The organism is Micromonospora musae, from assembly GCF_003626545.1.
In the GTDB taxonomy this organism is placed as follows: Bacteria; Actinomycetota; Actinomycetes; order Mycobacteriales; family Micromonosporaceae; genus Micromonospora; species Micromonospora musae.
In genome coordinates, this window is record NZ_RAZS01000006.1 from 307,241 (window position 1) to 327,599 (window position 20,359).

At 72.7% G+C, this 20,359-nt stretch carries 16 protein-coding genes and 2 pseudogenes; 8 read left to right on the forward strand and 10 right to left on the reverse strand.

Annotated elements, in window-relative coordinates; genetic code table 11:
* Window positions 1–62 precede the first annotated feature (62 nt).
* Window positions 63–1,475, forward strand: coding sequence for a carbohydrate-binding protein (locus D7147_RS18810; RefSeq protein WP_120679412.1), 1,413 nt, complete (start codon window positions 63–65; stop codon window positions 1,473–1,475).
* 51 nt (window positions 1,476–1,526) lie between these two features.
* On the opposite strand, the gene D7147_RS18815 is transcribed toward D7147_RS18810, so the two are convergent.
* Together D7147_RS18815 and D7147_RS18820 are read right to left on the reverse strand one after the other, a co-directional pair.
* Entirely contained in the window at window positions 1,527–2,198 is a 672-nt protein-coding gene (locus D7147_RS18815; RefSeq protein WP_120679413.1) for a DedA family protein, read from the reverse strand.
* Between the two features lie 245 nt (window positions 2,199–2,443).
* Window positions 2,444–3,052 (reverse strand): DUF1349 domain-containing protein, encoded by a 609-nt coding sequence (locus D7147_RS18820; RefSeq protein WP_120679882.1) that lies wholly within the window; start codon window positions 3,050–3,052, stop codon window positions 2,444–2,446.
* Between the two features lie 69 nt (window positions 3,053–3,121).
* On the opposite strand from D7147_RS18820, the gene D7147_RS18825 reads away from it, so the two are divergent.
* Window positions 3,122–4,768 (forward strand): alpha-amylase family protein, encoded by a 1,647-nt coding sequence (locus tag D7147_RS18825; protein WP_120679415.1) that lies wholly within the window; start codon window positions 3,122–3,124, stop codon window positions 4,766–4,768.
* 101 nt (window positions 4,769–4,869) lie between these two features.
* Here D7147_RS18825 and D7147_RS18830 read toward each other — a convergent pair whose 3' ends face one another.
* On the reverse strand, window positions 4,870–8,595 hold the full coding sequence (locus D7147_RS18830; RefSeq protein WP_199734203.1) for a S8 family serine peptidase: 3,726 nt from the start codon (window positions 8,593–8,595) through the stop codon (window positions 4,870–4,872).
* A gap of 219 nt (window positions 8,596–8,814) precedes the next feature.
* Here D7147_RS18830 and fabG point away from each other — a divergent pair, with 219 nt between their 5' ends.
* Window positions 8,815–9,573, forward strand: coding sequence for a 3-oxoacyl-ACP reductase FabG (gene fabG / locus D7147_RS18835; protein WP_120679417.1), 759 nt, complete (start codon window positions 8,815–8,817; stop codon window positions 9,571–9,573).
* A 136-nt stretch (window positions 9,574–9,709) separates the two neighbouring features.
* On the opposite strand, the gene D7147_RS18840 is transcribed toward fabG, so the two are convergent.
* Both D7147_RS18840 and D7147_RS18845 read right to left on the reverse strand, forming a co-directional pair.
* A complete protein-coding gene (locus D7147_RS18840; RefSeq protein ID WP_120679419.1) occupies window positions 9,710–10,126 on the reverse strand; it encodes a hypothetical protein in 417 nt (138 codons plus the stop codon).
* Window positions 10,119–10,517: a hypothetical protein gene (locus D7147_RS18845; protein WP_120679422.1), complete on the reverse strand. Its 399-nt coding sequence runs from the start codon at window positions 10,515–10,517 to the stop codon at window positions 10,119–10,121. Before D7147_RS18845 ends, D7147_RS18840 begins: the two co-directional genes overlap by 8 nt.
* Window positions 10,518–10,687: 170 nt before the next feature.
* Between D7147_RS18845 and D7147_RS18850 the strand changes: the two genes are divergently transcribed.
* The gene (locus tag D7147_RS18850) at window positions 10,688–11,593 is read left to right on the forward strand and encodes a Gfo/Idh/MocA family protein (protein ID WP_199734204.1); all 906 of its coding nucleotides are present in this window, start codon (window positions 10,688–10,690) and stop codon (window positions 11,591–11,593) included.
* Window positions 11,594–12,052: 459 nt separating this feature from the next.
* On the forward strand, window positions 12,053–12,850 hold the full coding sequence (erm, locus tag D7147_RS18855) for an ErmE/ErmH/ErmO/ErmR family 23S rRNA (adenine(2058)-N(6))-methyltransferase (RefSeq protein ID WP_120679423.1): 798 nt from the start codon (window positions 12,053–12,055) through the stop codon (window positions 12,848–12,850).
* Between the two features lie 75 nt (window positions 12,851–12,925).
* Here erm and D7147_RS18860 read toward each other — a convergent pair whose 3' ends face one another.
* Complete coding sequence (locus D7147_RS18860) at window positions 12,926–13,117, reverse strand: DUF2795 domain-containing protein (RefSeq protein WP_120679425.1); 192 nt, start codon at window positions 13,115–13,117, stop codon at window positions 12,926–12,928.
* Window positions 13,118–13,216: 99 nt separating this feature from the next.
* Here D7147_RS18860 and D7147_RS18865 point away from each other — a divergent pair, with 99 nt between their 5' ends.
* Window positions 13,217–14,473: an erythromycin esterase family protein gene (locus D7147_RS18865; protein WP_120679427.1), complete on the forward strand. Its 1,257-nt coding sequence runs from the start codon at window positions 13,217–13,219 to the stop codon at window positions 14,471–14,473.
* 53 nt (window positions 14,474–14,526) lie between these two features.
* Here D7147_RS18865 and D7147_RS33710 read toward each other — a convergent pair.
* The 3 genes and pseudogenes from D7147_RS33710 to D7147_RS18875 form a co-directional block, all read right to left on the reverse strand.
* Window positions 14,527–15,666: pseudogene (locus D7147_RS33710) on the reverse strand (MMPL family transporter); the annotation flags it as partial.
* Between the two features lie 122 nt (window positions 15,667–15,788).
* Window positions 15,789–16,794: pseudogene (locus D7147_RS33715) on the reverse strand (MMPL family transporter); the annotation flags it as partial.
* Window positions 16,794–17,369 (reverse strand): TetR/AcrR family transcriptional regulator, encoded by a 576-nt coding sequence (locus D7147_RS18875; protein ID WP_120679887.1) that lies wholly within the window; start codon window positions 17,367–17,369, stop codon window positions 16,794–16,796. The gene D7147_RS18875 and the pseudogene D7147_RS33715, both read right to left, overlap by 1 nt.
* A 193-nt stretch (window positions 17,370–17,562) precedes the next feature.
* Between D7147_RS18875 and ligD the strand changes: the two genes are divergently transcribed.
* Window positions 17,563–18,522 (forward strand): non-homologous end-joining DNA ligase, encoded by a 960-nt coding sequence (ligD, locus tag D7147_RS18880; RefSeq protein WP_120679431.1) that lies wholly within the window; start codon window positions 17,563–17,565, stop codon window positions 18,520–18,522.
* Window positions 18,523–18,541: 19 nt separating this feature from the next.
* On the opposite strand, the gene D7147_RS18885 is transcribed toward ligD, so the two are convergent.
* Window positions 18,542–19,180: an HD domain-containing protein gene (locus D7147_RS18885; RefSeq protein WP_120679433.1), complete on the reverse strand. Its 639-nt coding sequence runs from the start codon at window positions 19,178–19,180 to the stop codon at window positions 18,542–18,544.
* Window positions 19,181–19,348: 168 nt separating this feature from the next.
* On the opposite strand from D7147_RS18885, the gene D7147_RS18890 reads away from it, so the two are divergent.
* Window positions 19,349–20,317: a GlxA family transcriptional regulator gene (locus tag D7147_RS18890; protein ID WP_120679436.1), complete on the forward strand. Its 969-nt coding sequence runs from the start codon at window positions 19,349–19,351 to the stop codon at window positions 20,315–20,317.
* Window positions 20,318–20,359: the final 42 nt, after the last annotated feature.

The window sequence follows — 20,359 nt, forward strand, 5'->3', positions numbered from 1 at the left end:
GGAGCCCGTACAACTCGTGAGAGAGCGCTCTCTCGCCCCCGTCCCCGCAGAGAGGCACACCCATGGAAGCTGCCCCGGCGGTACCCGCCGCCCTGCCCGTACGGCACCGAGCACGCCTGTCGCTCGCCCTGCTCGCCGTCGTGACCACCGCACTGGCCGGGGTCACCGTGACCGCGCAAGCGGCCGTGCCACCACCGCCGACCGGCTGGAGCCTCGTCTGGAGCGACGACTTCACCGGCGCCGCCGGCACGCTGCCCTCCGCCGCCAACTGGATCATCGACACCGGCACCAGCTACCCGGGCGGTCCGCCGAACTGGGGGACCGGCGAGATCCAGACGTACACCAACAGCACCGCCAACGTCAGCCACGACGGCGCGGGCAACCTGCGCATCACGCCGCTGCGCAACGCCTCCGGCGGCTGGACGTCGGCCCGGATCGAGACCGTCCGGAGCAACTTCAAGGCACCCGCGGGTGGGGTGCTCGCCATCGAGGGCCGGATCCAGATGCCGAACGTGACCGGCACGCCCGCCCTCGGCTACTGGCCCGCATTCTGGGCGCTCGGCGCCCCCTACCGGGGCAACTACCAGAACTGGCCCGGAATCGGCGAGTTCGACGTGATGGAGAACGTGAACGGGCTCAACTCGGTCTGGGGCGTGCTGCACTGCGGCGTCGCGCCCGGCGGCCCCTGCAACGAGTTCAACGGCCTCGGCAACTCGCGGGCCTGCCCCGGCGCCACCTGCCAGTCGACGTTCCACACCTACCGCTTCGAGTGGGACGCCTCGGCCAGCCCGCAGCAGCTGCGCTGGTACGTCGACGGCCAGCAGTACCACACCGTGACGCAGAGCCAGGTCGGTGAGCCGTACTGGTCGCAGATGACCAGCCACGCCGGCTACTTCCTGCTGCTCAACGTGGCGATGGGCGGTGGCTTCCCGAACGGGGTCGCCGGCTTCACCACCCCGACCGCGCAGACAGTCCCGGGCCACCCGATGCTGGTCGACTACGTGGCGGTCTACAGCCGCGGCACCCCGCCGACCGACCCGCCGCCGACCGATCCGCCGCCCGGCGGGGCACGCGACGCGTACGCCACGATCCAGGCGGAGTCCTTCAACGCCCAGAACGGGGTGCTCGTCGAGGCGTGCAGCGAGGGCGGCCAGAACATCGCGGCGCTGCGCAACGGCGACTGGGTCCGGTTCGACAACGTCGACTTCGGCTCCAGCTCGCCCCGCGACTTCGTGGCCCGGGTCGCCTCCGGCGCCGGTGGCGGGGTCAGCGGGCTCGTCGAGGTGCGTCTGGGCAGCCCCACCAGCGCGCCCATCGGAAGCTTCGCCATCGCCAACACCGGCGGTTGGCAGAGCTGGCGTTCGGTGCCGGGCAACGTCGGCGCGGCCACCGGCCGGCACTCGGTCTACCTGACCCTCACCAGCGGCCAGCCGAACGACTTCGTCAACGTCAACTGGTTCACCTTCCGCCGCTGACCCGGTCGGAGGGGCCTCGCGCGACGCCGGGGCCCCTCCGACCGGTACGCCTCAACGGCCGGCGGGCACCTTCGGGCGATCACCACGCCCGTTGCGCCGACGGACCTTCTTCACCACCCACATCGTGATCATGGCGGCGAAGAGCGCGAGGATGCCGTAGTCGAACCAGGTGCTGTACTGCTCGACCTGCTGCCAGCGGGAGCCGAGCGCGTACCCGCCCCCCACGAAGAGCGCGTTCCAGATTCCGCTGCCGAGGGTGGTCAGCACGACGAACTGCACCAGCGGCATCCGGTTCGTTCCGGCGGGGATCGAGACGAGGCTGCGCACCACCGGAATCATCCGGCCGAAGAAGACCGCCCACCTGCCGTAGCGCTCGAACCAGCGGTCGGCGCGCTCCAGATCGTCCAGGTCCACCAGGGGCAGCCGGTCCAGCCACCGCTTCAGCCGGTCCTCGCCGACCCCGGCACCCACCCAGTAGAGGATCAGCGCGCCCAGCAGGGAGCCGGCGGTGGCGGCGAGCGCCACCACGACCACGTTGAACCGTCCCTCGCCGGCCAGGAAACCGGCCAGCGCCAGGACGATCTCGCTGGGGATCGGCGGGACGACGCTCTCCAGGGCCACGAGCAGCGCGACGCCGATCACGCCGGCCGCGTCGATCACGCCGGCCACCCAGCCGGTCAGCCCGCCGAGTTGAGTCGGGTCGACGTCCTGGGCGCTCGCCATGGCCGATCCTTTCCGCTACGGGAGGGGATCGGACTCCTGTACCCCGCAACGCGGGCGCCACACCTAGGGTCTGTTTCATAAGACCGTGCCCGGCTGCGCCGGCCCCAGGCGGCGACCGGCGGCGTTGGAGGTTCGTCCGGATACAACACCGGTATCCGGACGAACCTCCGCCTTGCCGGACCGCCGCCTGGGACTCGGCTCGCTCGGGCGAGCCTCATGAAACAGACCCTAGCGCCCGCCGGACGTCACTCCTGCGGGTGCAGTGCCGCGTCGGCCGGCCCCCGGTGCCAACCGGTGAACCGGACCGTCAGCCCGCCCCGCGTCGGCGAGCAGCAGAACGGTCCGGCGCTCACCTCGACGTCCGGCGCCAGCGGGGCGAGACGGACCAGCCGCCACGGCTCCCCGGCCACCCGGGCCCGTACGGTGAGCGCGTCACCCGCCCGGCTGGCCCGCACCGTCACCTCCCGCCCGGCCCACTCCGGCACCGGGGCGACCGACCAGTCCGACAGCTCCCGGGTCACCACCGCGCCGACCTGCGGCTGACCGTCGCTGACCTCCACCCCGGCCTTGATCCAGTTCCGTTCGTCGACCCGGACCAGCACGCCGGCCTGGTCGAACTGCTCGGTCCACTCCAGCCGGAAGGTGACCTCCACGGCCGTGTCGGCGGGCAACGGAGCGAGCAGCGCGGGCGCGTCGTCGTGCACGAAGCCGTAGCTGGTGTGCCGCCAGAGGTCGCTGCCGGCGGCGGGCTCCACCACGAGATCTCCCTCGGCGGTCCGCTCCGCGCGGACCGGCTGGTGCAGCCATTCACCGGTGGACCAGTCGACCGGCTCGGTCTGGGGTGCGTCGGGCATGACCGGCACGCTACCGGTGGGAACGCGAACCGGTTTGCCCGGGCGACGGATCGGAGAAGTTGAACGGGCATGGGCGACAGGTGGTACTCCGAGGCGGTCGTCTACTGCCTCGACATCGACACGTACGCGGACTCCGACGGCGACGGCGTCGGTGACATCCCGGGGCTCATCGGCCGGCTCGACTACCTCGCCCGGCTCGGCGTGACCTGCCTCTGGCTGCACCCGATCCATCCGTCGCCGAACCGGGACGACGGCTACGACGTCACCGACTTCTACACCGTGGACCCGCGCTTCGGCACCCTCGGCGACTTCGCCGAGCTGCTGCACCAGGCCCGCAACCGCGGCATTCGCGTGATCATCGACCTGGTGGTGAACCACACCTCCGACGAGCACCCGTGGTTCCAGTCCGCCCGCTCCTCGCCGGACTCGCCGTACCGGGACTGGTACGTCTGGTCCGAGCAGGAGCCGCCGGACCGCAAGCAGGGCATGGTCTTCCCCGGCGAGCAGAAGGAGACGTGGAGCTACGACCGGACGGCGAAGGCCTGGTACTACCACCGGTTCTACCGGTTCCAGCCCGACCTGGACATGGCCAACCCGGCGGTACGCGCCGAGGTCAAGAAGATCATGTCGTTCTGGCTCCAGCTCGGCGTCTCCGGCTTCCGGATGGACGCGGTGCCGTTCATCATCGAGCTGACCGAGCCGGGCAACCCGAACTCGCCGAAGGACCTGGACTTCCTCACCGAGCTGCGCGAGCACGTCCAGTGGCGTCGGGGCGACGCGATCCTGCTGGCCGAGGCGAACGTGGAACCGGACCAGCTGCCGGTCTACTTCGGTGACCGCGGTGGCTCGGCGAACCGCGTGCACATGCTCTTCGACTTCATGCTCAACGGCCGTCTGATGCTCGCGCTGGCCCGGGAGGACCCGGAGCCGGTGATCGAGGCGCTGCGCGACACCCCCATGTTGCCGACGGGCGGGCAGTGGGCCACCTTCCTGCGCAACCACGACGAGATCGACCTGTCCCGGCTCACCGCCGAGCAACGCAACCAGGTCTACGCCCGGTTCGGGCCGGACGAGCAGATGCGCCTCTACAACCGGGGCATCCGTCGGCGGCTCGCCCCGATGCTCGGCAACGACCGGCGGTGGATCGAGCTGGCGTACGCGTTGCAGTTCTCGCTGCGGGGCACACCGGTGCTGCGCTACGGCGAGGAGATCGGCATGGGGGAGGACCTCTCCCTCCCGGGGCGGCATGCGATCCGTACCCCGATGCAGTGGTCCTTCAAGGAGAACGCCGGCTTCTCCACGGCCGAGCCGGGCAAGCTGGTCCGCCCGGTGATCGACAAGGGAGAGTACGGCTACGAGAAGGTCAACGTCACCGCCCAGCGGCGTGACCCGAGGTCGCTGCTCGCCTGGTTCGAGCGGATGATCCGTACCCTGCGCGAGGCGCCGGAGATCGGCTCCGGCTCGACCACCCACATCGACGTGCCGATGCCCTCCGGGGTTCTCGCGCACCGCGCCGACGGGCCCACCGGGACCATGGTCTTCCTGCACAACCTGGGCACCGACGACGTCGAGGTGGACCTCAGCCTGCTCCAGGCGGAGGCGGACCAGCCGATCGATGTCCTCACGGACCGTGGCTACGGCGAGGTGGGCAAGCTGGAACGCCTCCAGCTCGCCGGGCGCGGCTACCGCTGGATCCGGCTGCGGCGGGGCCGCTGAGGCCACAGGCAGACGGCCGCGCCCACCCCGGCCGTCGCCGAGGAGCAACGGAAAAGGGGGCCACGGCGTCCGCCGTGGCCCCCTGCTCCGCGCTCGGATCGTCAGCGCACGCCGAAGGCCCGGATCACCGTCTGGTCGACCGAGTTGCCCGAACCGTCGGTGGCACGGGCGCGCAGCGAGACGTACGACGCGCCCTTCGGCGCGTTCAGCGCCGCCGTCCAGGAGCCGTCCTTCGACCGGCGCACCGACTGCGTCCGCCAGTGCGCGCCGTCGTCGTAGGAGACCTCCAACCGGACCGCCCGCACGTCGCCGCAGCCGGTGACGCCGGGCAGGTGCGCGGCGGAGACGGCCAGCGTGCTATTGCGCTTCGCGGTGCCGGCGGCGTCGGTGTCGACCACGTAGTCGAGCTGGAGCAGCGGCAGCACGCTCGACTCCACGCCGGCGGCCGGCGCCTTCGACCGGAACGTCCACTCCGACTCGGTACGCGTCGAGTACGCGCCGGCGGTCGGGTCCTGGGCGGTCCGCACCACCAGCCGGTACGGCAGGTCACCCGCGCCCGGCGCGGTGCCGCTGATCCAGGTGCTGGTGCCCTCGGCGAGCAGCTCGTCACCCTGGTAGAGCTGGTTGGTCTGGGTGGCGCCGTTCATCGCCATGCCGACGTGGTCGGCCCCGCCCCAACCAGGCACGTCCAGGTTGAGGGTGTCACCGGCGCGGGTGGGCAGCTTGAAGTTGTCGTTCAGGTGCGGTCGTTCGATCGGCTCGAAGAACTGCTCCGTCCCGCTGCTGCCCGCCCGGTAGCCGGTCCGCTCGTCGATCTGGTAGGTGCCGCCCTCGACGTACGCCTCCTGGCCCCACTCGTTGAGCTGGCCGGTGGAGACCCAGTCGGTGCGTACCGGGGCGAGCGGCCGGTTGCTGGTCTGGCCGATGCCCCAGTCCGAGTACGACGGCCAGTCGAAGCGGAACTCGCCGCCCCGGGTCTGACCGGGCGGGAAGGCGAAGCCCACGTCGATCCGGGCCAGCGTCTTCTTCGTCTCGGTCCGGCTGAGTTCCCGCGGGATCCGGTTGTGGTACGCCTGCATGAGGTCGTACACGTAGTCGGCGACGGGCTGCGAGGTCACCTGGACCGTCGTCGACCCGCGCTGGATCTGCTTGATCAACGCCTCGCCCTCGTCGAGGCTGACCAGCGCCACCTCGATCGGGGTGGGGGTGAAGAAGTCGATCGAGTAGTCGCGCACGTCGCGCCAGGGCTGGTCGCTCACGACCAGCAGCAGCTTCGCCCCGGCGGCGGTCGCCGCGGCGGCCTGATCGGCGTCGAAGACGTCCTGGTTGCGGCGGACCACCACGACCTTGCCCCGGGCGTCCAGGCCGGCGTAGTCGCTCGCGGCGCCGTTGCCCGCGTAGACGGTGGGCAGCGTCCAACGCCCCTTCGGAAGCTGGGTGGTGCCCTGCTGCCGGACCACGTCGTCGAAGTCGACGGTCCTCGTGCCGACGCTCAGCACCGGCTGCTCCTTGCGCCACCGGGCGCCCAGGTAGAAGTCGCCGTGCCGCACGTCGCGGCTGGTCGGCTGGGCCCAGAAGCTGTCGAAGAAGACACCGCCCTCGACGAACGAGCGCCACCGGCCCTCACCCTGCGACCGGTAGTAGTCCAGTCGGGTGTACGTGTCGGCGGTCTGCTGTGGCACCCGCGAGTCGATCCGGCGCGCCGCGCTCGCGTCCAACCGGACCACGGTGTCCTTGCGCAGGTCGATGTCGGGGTCGCCGACCAGGGCCACGCCGAGCGAGTTCGGACCGTGCACGCCGGTGACGTTCAGGAAGCTCATCGCCGAGTAGACGCCCTCGGGCAGGTAGAGCTGCGCGACACCGTTCTCGTCGGTGTTGAGGAAGTCCGGGCCGTACGCGCCGGGCTGGCCCAGCTCGATGAGGCCGGCGGCCGGCTTACCGGCCCGGTCGGTCAGCTGCATCCGCAGCCAGTGGTACGGCGTATAGGTGCCGACGCTGATCGCGGTGCGGGCCGAGGCGGCCCGGTCCGCTCCGGTGGCGACGATCTGCCCGGTGTATCGGCTGCCCGCGTTCGCCCGGGTGGTGTCCGTGGTGAGGGTGACCGTGGCGGTGCCGTGCGCGGGCACGGTCACCCGCGCGTTGGAGAGGCGGAACAGGCCGGCCGGTGCGTTCGGGGCGTCGACCGTCAGCTCCAGCGGGATCGGCTGGCCGGTGGTGTTCGTGTACGTCACCGGCCGCGTGCTGCCACCCACCTTCGCCGTCTCGTCCCCCATGACGGTGTGCACGGTGCCGGTGGCGAAGACCGGGGCCCGCACCGCCGCGGCCACGTCGACCCGGCCCGTGCCGCCCTGGTACGCGTCGTACTGCGGCGTGCGCCGGGTGGTGCTGACCAGCGCGTCCTTGAGCTGCTGGCCGGTCCAGTCCGGGTGCTCGGCGGCGAGCAGGGCGGCGGCGCCGGCCACGTGCGGCGCGGCCATCGACGTGCCGTCCATGCTCTGGTACGCGCCCTCACCGGGCGTGTACTGCGACCGGGCGGCGAGCACGCCGACGCCCGGTGCGGTCAGCTCCGGCTTGACGGCCTCGTCGCTGATCCGCGGCCCCTGGCTCGAGAAGGAGGCGAGCTGGTCGTCGGCGTCGACCGCGCCGACGGTCAGCGCCGCGTCGGCCGCGCCGGGGGCGGTGACGCTGCCCGGCGCGCCGATGTTGCCGGCGGAGATGACGAAGAGCGCACCGGTCTCGGCGCTGAGCGAGTTGACCGACTGGCTGAGCAGGTCGGTGCCGTCGCTTGGCTGGTTCGACCCGAGGCTCATGTTGATGACCTTCGCGTCGGCGTCCCGCGCCGCCCACTCCATGCCGGCGAGGATCCAGGAGTCCTGCCCGGAGCCGGCGTCGCTGAGCACCTTGCCGACGAGGAGCCGGGCGTCGGGGGCGACGCCCCTCTCCCGGCCGCCGGACGCGGCGCCGGTGCCGGCGATGGTCGAGGCGACGTGGGTGCCGTGCCCGTACCGGTCGGTCAGCTCCTCGCCGGGCACGAAGACGGCGGACTCGGCCACCCGGTCGACCAGGTCCGGGTGGGTGGCGTCGATGCCGGTGTCCAGCACGGCGACGCGGACACCCTGCCCGGTGTCGCCGCCGGCCCACACCTCGGGAGCGCCGATCTGCGCGGTGGTGTCGGCGAGGTCGGCGCGGACCCGCCCGTCCAGCCAGATCTTCGCGATCCCGCCGCCGAAGCGTCCCGCGCCGCTGTTCCCGGTGGCCGACCTCGCGGCGGGGGTGGCGGTGATCGCGGCCCAGAACTCGTCGGCCCGGTCGCGGGCCTCGTTCATCGCGCTGCCGGAGATGCTGCTCAACGTGCGGGTGCGGGTCGCGCCGGTGGGTGCGGTGGCGCGGAGCCCGGCGCCCGCCCCGGCGTACGACACGATCAGCGGCAGGTGGTCGGAGTGCGCGTCGTCGTACTCGTCGGCGATCAGCCGGGTCACGTTGAACAGTCGCTTGTCGAGGGTGTCCGCGGCCACGTAGGGCAGCACCGCCTGCGGGTAGACGTAGAGCTCGTCGCCGGCCTCGACCACCCGTACCGGCGTGGGAGCGCCGTCGGGCCGTCGGACGTCCACTGTGCCGCCGTTCGGGGTGCTGCGGGTGGTGACCACGTCACCGGTGATCAGCGTGACCGAGTGGGTGCCGGGTGGGGTGGGCAGATCCGTCGGGGGAGCGGGGGTGGGGCCGGCCGGAGAGCCCGGGGCGGCCAGGGCGGGTGACCCGTTGGTCGCCGCGAGGGCCGTGGCGACCACGGCGGCGAGCCAGGCCCCACGGGTACGCGAGAGCTTCACGTGATGTCGTCCTTGTCTCGTCTTCTGCACCGGTCGCTACAGGGGTGGTAGCGACCTCTCCGGATGCGTGTCCCGGTTCGGGGATCGGGGCGCGCAGGTGTCGGAGGGCGGAACGAGACGCTACGCCGCAATGATCATTTCGTATAGGGCAACGATCGCGCCCGGCGGCGGCTGGCGGCTAAGCTCCTTCGATCGACCCTGAGTTACCGGGAGGTAGTCATGTCGGAGGAGCCCCGCGTCGCCATCGTCACCGGAGCCGCGCGCGGTATCGGCGCGGCCACTGCACGCCGGCTCGCCGCCGACGGCCTGGCGGTCGCCGTGGTCGACATCGAGGAGTCGGCGACGAAGGAGACGGTCGACGGGATCGTGGCCGCCGGGGGCCGCGCGCTCGGCGTGGGCGCGGACGTCGCCGACCGCGGCCAGGTGGAGGCCGCCGTGGAGCGGGTCGTCGCCGAGCTGGGTACGCCGACCGTGCTGGTCAACAACGCCGGGGTGCTCCGGGACAACCTGCTCTTCAAGATGACCGACGCCGACTGGGACACGGTGATGGGTGTGCACCTGCGCGGTGCCTTCCTCTTCAGCCAGGCCACCCAGCGGCACATGGTGGAGCGGAGGTGGGGCCGGATCGTCAACCTCTCCAGCACCTCGGCGCTCGGCAACCGCGGCCAGGCCAACTACGCGGCGGCGAAGGCGGGCCTGCAGGGCTTCACCAAGACCCTCGCCATCGAGCTCGGCCCCTTCGGTGTCACCGTCAACGCGGTCGCGCCCGGCTTCATCGTCACCGACATGACGGCGGCGACCGCCGCCCGGATGAAGGTGGACTTCGCGGAGCTGCAGAAGCACGCGGTCGCGGAGATCCCGGTACGCCGGGTGGGTCGACCGGAGGACGTGGCCCACACCATCTCGTTCCTGGTGGGCGAGGGCGCGTCCTTCGTCTCCGGCCAGGTCATCTACGTCGCCGGCGGCCCCCGCGCCTGACCCCCAGCCCGCCCCGCCCATCCCGCGCGAATGGCCACTCTTTCACCGAAGGAGTGGCCATTCCGCTCACCACAGCAACTCTTTCGGTGAAAGAGGCGCTTCGTGGCCTGACCTGGCCCGGCGGGTCAGGGGCGGGTCAGCGGGGGGTGGCGCGGGTACGCCAGAGCCAGAAGAGGCCGAGCAGGGGGAGGAGCAGCGGGATGTAGCCGTAGCCGCTGCCGAACTGCGACCAGACCGTCTCGTCCGGGAAGAGCGCCTTGTCGGCCAGGCTGAGGATGCCGACCACCACCACGCCGACCAGCTCCACGGAGCAGCAGATCAGGGCCAACCGGCGCCCGGCGTGACCGGCCCGGGCCAGCCCGATCGCCGCCACGATGTAGATCAGCGCGGCCACCGCGGAGAGCGCGTACGCCACCGGCGCCTCGCCGAACTTCGTGACGATCTGGAGCAGCGCCCGCGAGGTCGCCGCGATCGCGAAGAGGATGTAGACGGCGATCAGCAACCGGCCGGGACCCCGGTTCGTGCTGCGCCGGGGCGTCGCTGTCTCAACCACCGAGCACCTCCCAGGTCTGCTGGAGCCGGACCACCACGACCGGCGTGACCAGGCAGACCGCGCCGACGATCGCCGAGCCCCACCGGGTCGGCTCCATCCGGGCCAGCACCGCGGCGAGCGGCGGCAGGCAGACCAGCGTCACCAGGTAGCCGAAGAAGGCGCCCGGCTCGCCCGGCTGGTCACCCCCGCCGACGGCGACCAGGGCGAGCACGGCCAGCCCCAGCAGCGCCAGCTCCAGCACGCCCAGTCCGATCAGCTGCCAGCGGTCCGGCGGCCGGTTGCGCGCGGCGGAGACCAGGCTCCAGATCGCGATCAGGAGCGACAGCACGATCGACGCGGTGGCGAGGAGGCCGTCCACCGGCGATCCCGTCGCGGCGGCGGCGACGGTCATCGGGACCACCCGGTCCTTGGCTCGGTCACCGGCACAGCCTACTAATTGTCGTAGTAGCGGCTGCTCGCCCCCGCCCCGACCTGGCCCCGCGCCCGCGCGGCCCGGATCGGGCGACTAGCGTGGATCACGTCCGTGGCACTGCCGCGGGGACGACTAAGGCGGGGGTTCACGTGCTGCGGTTCGGTTTGTTCGGCACCGGTCACTGGGCGGCGGAGACGCACGGGGCGGCGCTCGACGCGCACCCGCGCGCCGAGTTGGCCGGGGTGTGGGGGCGGAACCCGGAGCGGGCCGCGGCGCTGGCCGACCGGTACGGCGTACCGGCCTTCGCCGACGTCGACGCGTTGATCGAGGCGTGCGACGTGGCGGCGGTCGCCCTGCCGCCGGACATCCAGGCGGACATCGCGGCCCGGGCGGCCGTCGCCGGACGGCACCTGCTGCTCGACAAGCCGATCTCGCTGAGCCTCGCCGACGCCGACCGGGTGGTCGGGGCCGCGCAGTCCGCCGGGGTCGCCTCGGTGGTCTTCTTCACCCAGCGGTACCAGCCGAACGTGACAGCCTTCCTCGCCGCCACCGCCGCGGCCGGCGGCTGGCAGCACGCGAAGGCGATCATGTTCTCCTCGATCTACCAGCCGGGCAGCCCGTACAGCGGGTCGCAGTGGCGGCGCGACCACGGCGCGCTCTGGGACGTCGGCCCGCACGCCCTCTCGATCATCCTGCCCGTGCTGGGCCGGGTGGAGAAGGTGGCCGCGACGGACGGGCCGAGCGGCCTGGTGCACCTGCTGCTCACCCACGACGGCGGTGCCACCAGCAGCGTCTCGCTGACGCTCGACGCCCCAGCCGAGGCGATGACCCGCGAGTTCACCTTCTACGGCGAGAACGGCATCGAGACCGTGCCGAACGGCCAGTACGAGCCGCCGGTCGCCTTCGGGGTGGCGATCGACCAGCTGCTCGAGGAGATCGAGGCGGGCACCCGGGACCACCGCTGCGACGTGCGCTTCGGCCGCGAGGTGGTGGCCGTGCTGGCCGCCGCCGAGACGGCCCGGGCCGAGTCCCGCACCGTCGTCGTTCCCGCCTGAGCGCGGGCCTTTCGCCCCGGCGCGCACGGAAGCCGCGTCCGGGCGAGTTCGAGTGGGTCCGGTCGCGTGGTCAACTCGAGGTCAGGAAGTCGGGGCATCCGCGCCCTCGGGATGCCCCGACCTCATTGAAGTCGAGTCGATCATCCGCGGGCAGTAGCCGTCGCTCGTCGGCCGGTAATCCGGTGGTGAGGCGGCCGAGCGCGGGATAGCGTGCGGCCATGTTCACGCACGCCCTGATCGAGGTGGCCGGCACGCCGGCCGCCCGGGGCCCCCTGTTGGCGTCCCGCCCGCGTGTCCGGCGTCCGGCCCTGGTGGGCCGGGACGCGACCCGCGACTGACCGCCGGGCGCTTCCCCGCGCCGTATCCAGGGCCGTCCGAGTCCCATCCACTCGGACAGGCCCCCACTCCGGGCTGCCTGTCCCCGCGTCGCCGCACCGGCGACAGACAGGACGACGACACGTGGCGCCCCGCCGTACCCGCTCGACCGAACGCGACCGGAACCGTCGCGTACTCTCGCAGAACTTCCTCGCCGACCCGGCCGCGATCGCCCGGGTCCTCCGGTCGGCGGATCCCGACCCGACCGGCCTCGTGCTGGAGGTCGGCGCCGGCCGAGGCCAGCTGACCCGCCCGCTCGCGGCCCGCTGCGGGCAGCTCGTGGCGTACGAGGTCGATCCCACGGCAGCAGCCGAACTGGCCGCCCTCTGCGCCGAACTGCCGCACGTCCGGCACCGGCAGGCCGACTTCCTCACCGCCGAGCCGCCCGGCGAGCCGTTCGCCGTGGTCGGCAACATCCCCTGGTCACTGACCTCGGCGGTGGTCCGGTGGTGCCTGGCCGCGCCACGGCTGCGCACCGCGACGCTGCTCACCCAGCTGGAGTACGCCCGCCGGCGCACCGGCGACTACGGGCGGTGGTCCCGACTCACGGTGCTGAGCTGGCCGGAGTTCTCCTGGCGGCTCGCCGGACGATTGCCGCGTACGGCGTTCCGCCCGGTGCCCACCGTGGACGCGGGCATCCTGCGGATCGAGCGGCGGCCGCAGTCGCTGGTCGCACCGGCCGCGCTGCCCGCGTACCACCGGATGGTGGAGCTGGGCTTCGGCGGCGCCGGCGGCTCGCTCGCGGCCTCGCTGCGCCGGCGGTACCCGCCGGGTCGGGTGTCGGCGGCCCTGCGAGCCACCCGACTGGACCCGGCCACCCCGGTCGGGTACGTCTGGCCGGAGCAGTGGCTGGTGCTGTTCCGGCTGCTGCACGCTCGCTGAGCCGCTCACTCCGGTGGTCGGGCCCTCCGGCCCGGCCACCGGCGCCCCGCGCGAGGTGACGGCTGCGGCGGGCGGTCAGGCCAGCGTGCCGAGCGCCTCGTGCAGCTCGGCGGGAGCGTCGAACTGCTCGGCCGGCAGGGCCCGCAACATCTGCAACATCTCCGTGCTGGCCCCGTTCTCCTGCCCCCAGCGGACCAGGTCCTCGCGGGAGACCGGGTAGTCGAGCCCGGCCAGGAACTCCTGCCACTGCACCCCGGTGACGGTCATGTCCGGCGGCTACCCGCTCAGCGGGCCGGCACACCAGCCGCCGCCCGCGACGCCTCTCCCGCCCCGGTTTGCCCGCCGACCCGCCGGGTAGCCGCTCGCATGCTGGTTCAGCGGCTCGGCGCGCCGAGCGACTTCGACCCCCTGTTGGAGCGCGTCCGGGACGCCCGGGTGGTGATGATCGGCGAAGCCACCCACGGAACCTACGACTTCTACCAACTCCGGGAACAGCTCACCCGGAGACTCATCGCCGAGTGCGGATTCTCGTTCGTCGCCGTCGAGGGGGACTGGCCGGACTGCGACCGGGTGCACCGTTCGGTCACCGCTGCGCCCGGTGGGATGGTCGAGCCACTGGCCGCGCTCGAACGCTTCGAGCGCTGGCCCACCTGGATGTGGGCGAACGCCGAGGTGGCGCGCTTCGCCGGCTGGCTGCGGGCGTGGAACGCGCGACGGCCGGAGGGGGAGCGGGCCGGCTTCCACGGGCTGGACGTCTACAGCCTCTGGGAGTCGATGCAGGCGATCTTCGACTACCTGGGCGAGGAGAACCCGGCCGGGCTGGAGGCCGCGCAGGACGCGTACCGCTGTTTCGAGCCGTACGGCCGGCGCCCCGAGGAGTACGGCCTCGCGAGCCGCTTCGTCTCCGCGCGGTGCGAGGAGGAGGTGGTCCGGCTGCTGGCCCGCACCCGGGAGCAGGCGCTCGCCGACGGTGCGGAGAGCTTCTCGGCCTGGCAGAACGCCGAGGTGGTGGCGGGCGCGGAGCGGTACTACCGGGCGATGGTCGGCGGTGGACCGGAGTCCTGGAACATCCGTGACATCCACATGCAGGACACCCTGGACCGACTGCTCGACCGGTACGGCCCGGACGCGCGGGGGGTGGTGTGGGCACACAACACCCACGTGGGCGACGCCCGGGCCACCGACATGTCGGCGGAGGGAATGGTCAACATCGGGCAGCTGGCCCGGGAGCGGCACGGAGCCGACGCGGTGGTGCTGATCGGCTTCGGCTGTTACGAGGGCAGCGTGATCGCCGCGCCGCGCTGGGGTTCACCGGCCGAGTCGATGGTGGTGCCGCCGGCACGGCCCGGCTCGATCGAGCGGCGGCTGCACGAGCTGATGCCGGACCGGGCGGTGCTCGTCTTCGGCGGTGACGACCAGCCCGGGTGGGTCACCGACACGATCGACCACCGGGCGATCGGGGTGGTCTACGACCCGACGTTCGAGTCCTGGGGCAACTACGTGCCGACCCGTCTCGGCGAGCGGTACGACGCCTTCATCTGGTGCGACGACAGCACGGCGCTGCATCCGCTGCCCGCGATCAGCACCACCGGCGAGATGGAGACCTACCCGGCCGGGGTGTGACCCGGCCGCGCCGGCGGGGCCTCTCGCAGTCACCGAGGGGCCCCGCCGCTCGCTCAGACTCCGGCGGGCTCGCGGTCGGCCAGGTGGGCGCGGAGACCCTCGCCCTCGATGTCGACGTTCGGCAGGGCCCGGCCGAGCCACCTCGGCAGCCACCAGGCGTGCCGGCCGAGCAGGGACATCACCGCCGGCACGATGGTCATCCGGACCACGAAGGCGTCGATGGCCACGCCGACGGCGAGCGCGAAGCCGATCGACTTGATCACCGGGTCGTGGAGGAAGAAGACGAAGCCGCCGAAGACCGAGATCATGATCAGCGCGGCCGCGGTGACCACCCGGGCGCCGTGGCCCATGCCGTTGATCGTCGCCTGCTGCGCGGTGTCGCCGTGCACGAAGTCCTCCCGCATCCGGGAGACGAGGAAGACCTCGTAATCCATGGCCAGGCCGAACAGGATGCCGATCAGCAGGATCGGCAGGAAGCTGATCAGCGGGCCCGGGGTGTCGAGGCCGACCAGGTCGGCGAGGTGACCCTGCTGGAAGACCCCGACGGTGATGCCGAAGGTCGCCGCGACGGTGAGCAGGAAGCCCAGCGCCGCCTTGACCGGCACCAGCAGCGAGCGGAAGACCAGCATCAGCAGCAGGACGGAGAGGCCCACCACCAGCACCAGGTAGATCGGGAGGGCGTCCGCGAGCTTCTCCGAGACGTCGATGCCGATCGCGGTGGCCCCGGTCAGCAGCACGTCCACGTCCTTGATCCCGCCGACCGCGTGCCGGATGTCGTGCACCAGCGTCTCCGTGGCGGCGTCCGTCGGCCCGGTCTTCGGCACCACGCCGAGCAGGGCCGTCCGGCCGTCCGGGCTGAGCTGCGGCGGCGCCACCGCGAGTACGTCGTCGGTGCGCTGGACCAGGGCGGTGACCTGGGGTACGGCCGCCGCCGTGGCCTCCGGGGTCTCCCCGGCCACCACCACGGCCAGCCGGCCGGTGAAGCCCGGACCGAAGCCCTCGGTGATCAGGTCGTTCGACACCCGGGCCGGCGAGCCGACCGCGGCCGTGCCGGCGTCAGGCAGGGCGAGCCGCATCTCCGAGGTGGGGACCGCGAGCAGCCCCAGGCCGAGCAGCCCGACCAGGATCACCGGTACGCGCAGCCGGGTGACCAGCCGAGCCCAGCGGAACCCGAAGCCGGACCGGTTCTCGGCGGCGGGCTCGTGGCGGGTCGAGAGCTCCTCGACCGGCGTGCCCGGCCCGGCCCGGCGCATCACCCGGGCGACGCTGTCGCCGTCGAGGGCCGGCACGCCGTCGACCGGCGCGGTCCCGCGCAGCCGGCGGGGGAGCACCTTGCGGCCGGCGAAGCCGAGCAGCGCCGGCTGGAGGGTGATCGCGACTAGCACCGCCACGGTGACCGTGCCCGCCGCGGCGAGACCCATCACGGTCAGGAACGGGATGTCGACCACCGCCAGCCCGGCCAGCGCGATCACCACGGTCGCCCCGGCGAAGACGACCGCCGAGCCCGCCGTGCCGACCGCTCGGCCCACGGCCTCGTCCGGTGGCAGCCCGTCGAGCAGGTTCTGCCGGTGGCGGGAGGTGATGAAGAGCGAGTAGTCGATGCCGACCGCGAGGCCGAGCATCAGCGCGAGGATCGGCGCGGTGCCGGTCAGCTCGACGGTGCTGCTGAGCGCGAAGAGGCCGGCCATGCCGACGGCCACCCCGATCAGGGCGTTGAGCATGGTCATTCCGGCCGCCACCAGCGAGCCGAACGTGATGACCAGGACGACGGCGGCCACCGCCACCCCGATCGCCTCGGTCGAGCCGACCTCCGGCTCACCGCCCAGCACCTCACCGCCGGGGGCCACCTGCCAGCCCTGGGCCTCGGCGTTCGCGCCGATCTTCTCGTACGCCGCGTGCTGCGCGTCGTCCACCTCGTCGGCGCCGCCCGCGAACTGCACCTGGACCAGGGCGTACTGGCCGTCGGGGGAGACCGCGCCGACGGCGAGTGGGTCGACCGCGCCGACCACGCCGGGCACGTTCGTGGCCTCCTGCACGATCTCCTTGATCACCGCCTGCCCCTGTGGTGTGCCCAGCTCGCCGTCCGCGGGCGCCTTCACCGCGATCGTTCCGGTGGCGCCGCTGGCCGACGGGAACTGCTGGGAGAGCAGGTCGAGGGCCCGCTGTGATTCGGTGCCGGGCATGGTGAAGTTGCTCGCCGTCGGGCCGCGCAGGAACACGGCGGCCAGGCCGAGACCGACGAGTACGACGAGCCAGACCGCGACGACGAGTCGCCGCCGGCGCAACGAGCCCCGGCCGAGCCGGTAGAGCAGGGTCGCCATCAGGTTTCCTTGTCCTGGGTCGGGGATTGGTCAGGTACGGGTTCGAGCGCCCGCCCGGCGAGGGCGAGCAGGGCCGGGCGCAGTTCGTCGTCGGGAACATCGACGAACTCGGCGCACCCCTCGGAGATCCCGGCGAGCAGCACCAGCGCCGCGATCCGGGCGCCAGGCTGGGCGCTGTGCCCGGCCAGGGCGTCCCGCATCCGTTCGGAGATCCGCTGGATGTGCGCGAACGCCGGCTGTTGCAGCAGTTCGGGGAACTCGCCGCGGAGCACGGCGATCTCCCGCCGGAAGCGGACCGCGAGGTCGATGAAGCCCGCTGCGGCGGTCTGTTGCGCCGCGCGCCCGGTCAGCCCGACGAGGGAGTCGTCGAGCGACTGGAGCATCGCGATGGCCGGTGCCATCAGCTCGGTGAGCAGGGCTTCCTTGTTGGCGAAGTGGTAGAGCACGGTGGCTTTCGAGCAGCCCACCTCGGTGGCGATGTCCTGCAGCGACGTACCCCGGTAGCCGGTCGCCGCGAAACGCCGCGTCGCCGCGGCCAGGATCTCCCCGCGGGTCTCCGGTTCCGTCCGTCGCATGCCGTCACCTCCGTTGACCAGCATGCCTGACCGATCGGTCAGACCCTGACCGATCGGTCAGAAGAAAATCGTGGCCTTCCCCACAGGCGTGCTGCCGCGCCGCGGACGACGAACCACCGGCCCCGGTGGGGAATCTCCGACCGGCCCGTCGCGCCCGGTTGACCTCCGTCTCGGCGGCCGGGAAGGTGGGCTGATGAGTGCGGCGGACGAAACCCGGGACGGGGTGTCGCTGACCAACCTGGACCAGACGCTCTTCGAGGGCGCCACGGCCAGCAAGCGGGACCTCGTCGACTACCTCGACGCCGTCCGGGACCGGATCATCCCGCAGCTGCGGGAGCGGCCGCTGTCGGTGATCAGGGCGCTGCGCGGGCAGGCGCCGTTCATGCAGAAGAACCTGCCGAAGTACACCCCGGAATGGGTGCGCCGGGTGCCCGTCTGGGCCGAGGCGTCGCAGCGGCAGGTGTCGTACGCCCTCTGCGACGACCGCCGGACGCTGCTCTGGTTCGCCAACCAGCGGGCCGTCGAGTACCACCCGACCCTGGCCCGCGCCGATCACCTCGACCGCCCCACCCACCTGGTGCTCGACCTCGATCCGCCGGAGGGGGACTCGTTCCCGGCTGCGGTGGCCGCCGCGCTGCTGGTGCGGCAGGCGCTCGCCGACGCCGGCCTGGCCGGCGCGGTGAAGACCAGCGGCGCCAAGGGGGTCCACGTCTTCGTGCCGGTAGCGGCCGGCTTCGACGCGGAGGAGATGGCGGCCGCCACCCGGGCGCTCGCCGCCCGCGCCGAGCGGCTCGACCCCGCACTGGCCACCACCGCCTTCATCCGCGAGGACCGGGGTGGCCGGGTCTTCGTGGACTCCACCCGGGCCGGCGGCGCCACGGTGGTGGCCGCGTACAGCCCGCGGCTGCGCCCGGGGCTGCCGGTCTCCTTCCCGGTCGACTGGGCCGCCCTGACGGACGTCACGCCGGGCGACTTCACCGTGCGTACCGTCCCGGGGCTGGTCGCCGCCGGTGACCCGTGGCTGGACCTGATGCCGGAACCGCAGCCCCTTCCGACCGATCTGGTCGAGGAGGGGCGGGCCATCCCGATCGCCCGGGTGCAGGCGATGCACGAGGGCAAGCGTCGGGCCCGGGCCCGACGTCAGGCGGGCTGACGCCGGGCCCGGCCACGGCTCACTCCGGCCAGTCGTTTCCCAGGATGATCTGCACGAAGTCCTCCCGTACGAACGACGGGTCGAAGTGCGCGAGCACGTCGTCGTTCACCGTGCCGAACGTGGTCTGCGGTCGGTGCGTCACGCCCCGGTTGAAGGCCGCCAGGATCTGGCGCTTGAAGTCCGGGCGCGGGTGGGCCGCGGTCACCTCGGCGACCCGCGCCGGGTCCAGGTCGCGGTAGCCGATGCCGAGCACGTCGGTCTCCACCCCGGCAGTCACCAGGGCGATCTCCGGATCGAGATGCTCGGGTACGCCGGGCGTGGTGTGCAGCGCCACGGCTAGCCAGACGTTGCGTGCCTCCTGCGCGGAGCGGCCGTGGTCGAGCAGGAACCGCTCCGCCGCCCGCGCCCCGTCGACCTCGAAGCGCAGCTCGGTGCCGCCGTACTCGCCGGTGAGGCCGAGATCGTGGAACATCGCGCCGACGTAGAGCAGCTCCGGGTCCGGGTCGAGGCCACGGCGCTCGCCCTGGAGCGCGCCGAAGAGGAACACCCGGCGGGAGTGGTGGTAGAGCAGGTCGTCGGTCGCCTTCCGGACCAGTTCGGTCGCGGCGGCGACGAGCGGCGTGTCCGGGATCGTTATCCCGGCGATGATCTCGGTCATCCGAGTTCCTTCCGTGCTGGCGGCGGCCGGCCTTCGCCCGGCTCGATCCGATGCTGCCGGGGCTAGACTCGACGGGCCATGTCCCTGAGGACGGGCACCCCACAGATACGGACATGGGTGACCGGGGGAGCGGGTGGCTCCCCGCCGGCCGTGAGGAGGCACCGCGAAATGACCACGCAGGGACCGCACCGGGTCGGTGTGCTGGTCTTCGACGGCGTGCAGCTGCTCGACGTCTCCGGGCCGGTGGACGTCTTCGACGCGGCCACCCGATGCGGCGCGCACTACTCGGTGCAGCTGATCGGCTGGCGGTCTTCGCAGGTACGCACCTCGTCCGGGGTACGGCTGACCGCCGACACCACCCTCGACGAGGCCGATCCGGTGGACACCCTCGTGCTCACCGGCGCCGACGATCTGACCGCGCTGCCCGACACGGCGGAGGTCCGGGCCCGGCTGGGCCGCCTGGTCCGCCCCGAAACGCGCCTGGCCGCGGTCTGCACCGGGGCGTTCGTACTGGCCCGGACGGGGTGGCTGGACGGGCATCCGGCGACCACCCACTGGCGGCACGCGGAGCGGTTGCGCGCCGAGTTCCCCCAGGTGGAGGTGGAGCCCGACGCCATCTACGTCCGCAGTGGCCGCCTCCTCACCAGCGCCGGGGTGACCGCCGGGATCGACCTCGCGCTCGCCCTGGTCGAAGCGGACCACGGTGCCGGCCCGGCCCGGGAGGTGGCCCGCGAACTCGTGGTCTTCATGCAGCGTCCAGGCGGACAGTCCCAGTTCTCCGTCCGGCAGGATCTTCCGCCCAGCGGCGACCAGCGGCTGCGCCGGGTCGTCGACCGGGTGGCGGCCGACCCGGCCCGGCCGTACCCGATCGAGGCGATGGCCCGCGACGCGACCGTGACCCCGCGGCACCTGCGGCGGATCTTCCAACAGGAGCTCGGCCTCACGCCCGGGCGCTACCTGGAGCTGGCGCGCATCGAGGCGGCCCGGGTCTTCCTGGAGCAGGGCGGCACCGTCGGGGACGCCGCCCGGCGCAGCGGGTTCGGCAGCGACGAGACGCTGCGGCGGGCCTTCATCACGGCGTACGGCATCCCGCCCTCGGTCTACCAGCGCCGTTTCCGCACCACCGGGGTGGCCTGACCAGGGCGGACGCCGTGGGCCAGGTTTCTTGACTGACCGATC

Excerpts from the sequence above, each read along its gene's own strand:
- ligD (WP_120679431.1), top strand. The coding sequence starts at position 17,563 with ATGAGTGCGGCGGACGAAACCCGGGACGGGGTGTCGCTGACCAACCTG.
- D7147_RS18875 (WP_120679887.1), bottom strand. The coding sequence starts at position 17,369 with ATGCGACGGACGGAACCGGAGACCCGCGGGGAGATCCTGGCCGCGGCG.
- D7147_RS18865 (WP_120679427.1), top strand. The coding sequence starts at position 13,217 with ATGCTGGTTCAGCGGCTCGGCGCGCCGAGCGACTTCGACCCCCTGTTG.
- D7147_RS18820 (WP_120679882.1), bottom strand. The coding sequence starts at position 3,052 with ATGCCCGACGCACCCCAGACCGAGCCGGTCGACTGGTCCACCGGTGAA.
- fabG (WP_120679417.1), top strand. The coding sequence starts at position 8,815 with ATGTCGGAGGAGCCCCGCGTCGCCATCGTCACCGGAGCCGCGCGCGGT.
- D7147_RS18810 (WP_120679412.1), top strand. The coding sequence starts at position 63 with ATGGAAGCTGCCCCGGCGGTACCCGCCGCCCTGCCCGTACGGCACCGA.
- D7147_RS18815 (WP_120679413.1), bottom strand. The coding sequence starts at position 2,198 with ATGGCGAGCGCCCAGGACGTCGACCCGACTCAACTCGGCGGGCTGACC.
- D7147_RS18890 (WP_120679436.1), top strand. The coding sequence starts at position 19,349 with ATGACCACGCAGGGACCGCACCGGGTCGGTGTGCTGGTCTTCGACGGC.
- D7147_RS18825 (WP_120679415.1), top strand. The coding sequence starts at position 3,122 with ATGGGCGACAGGTGGTACTCCGAGGCGGTCGTCTACTGCCTCGACATC.
- D7147_RS18860 (WP_120679425.1), bottom strand. The coding sequence starts at position 13,117 with ATGACCGTCACCGGGGTGCAGTGGCAGGAGTTCCTGGCCGGGCTCGAC.
- D7147_RS18845 (WP_120679422.1), bottom strand. The coding sequence starts at position 10,517 with ATGACCGTCGCCGCCGCCGCGACGGGATCGCCGGTGGACGGCCTCCTC.
- D7147_RS18885 (WP_120679433.1), bottom strand. The coding sequence starts at position 19,180 with ATGACCGAGATCATCGCCGGGATAACGATCCCGGACACGCCGCTCGTC.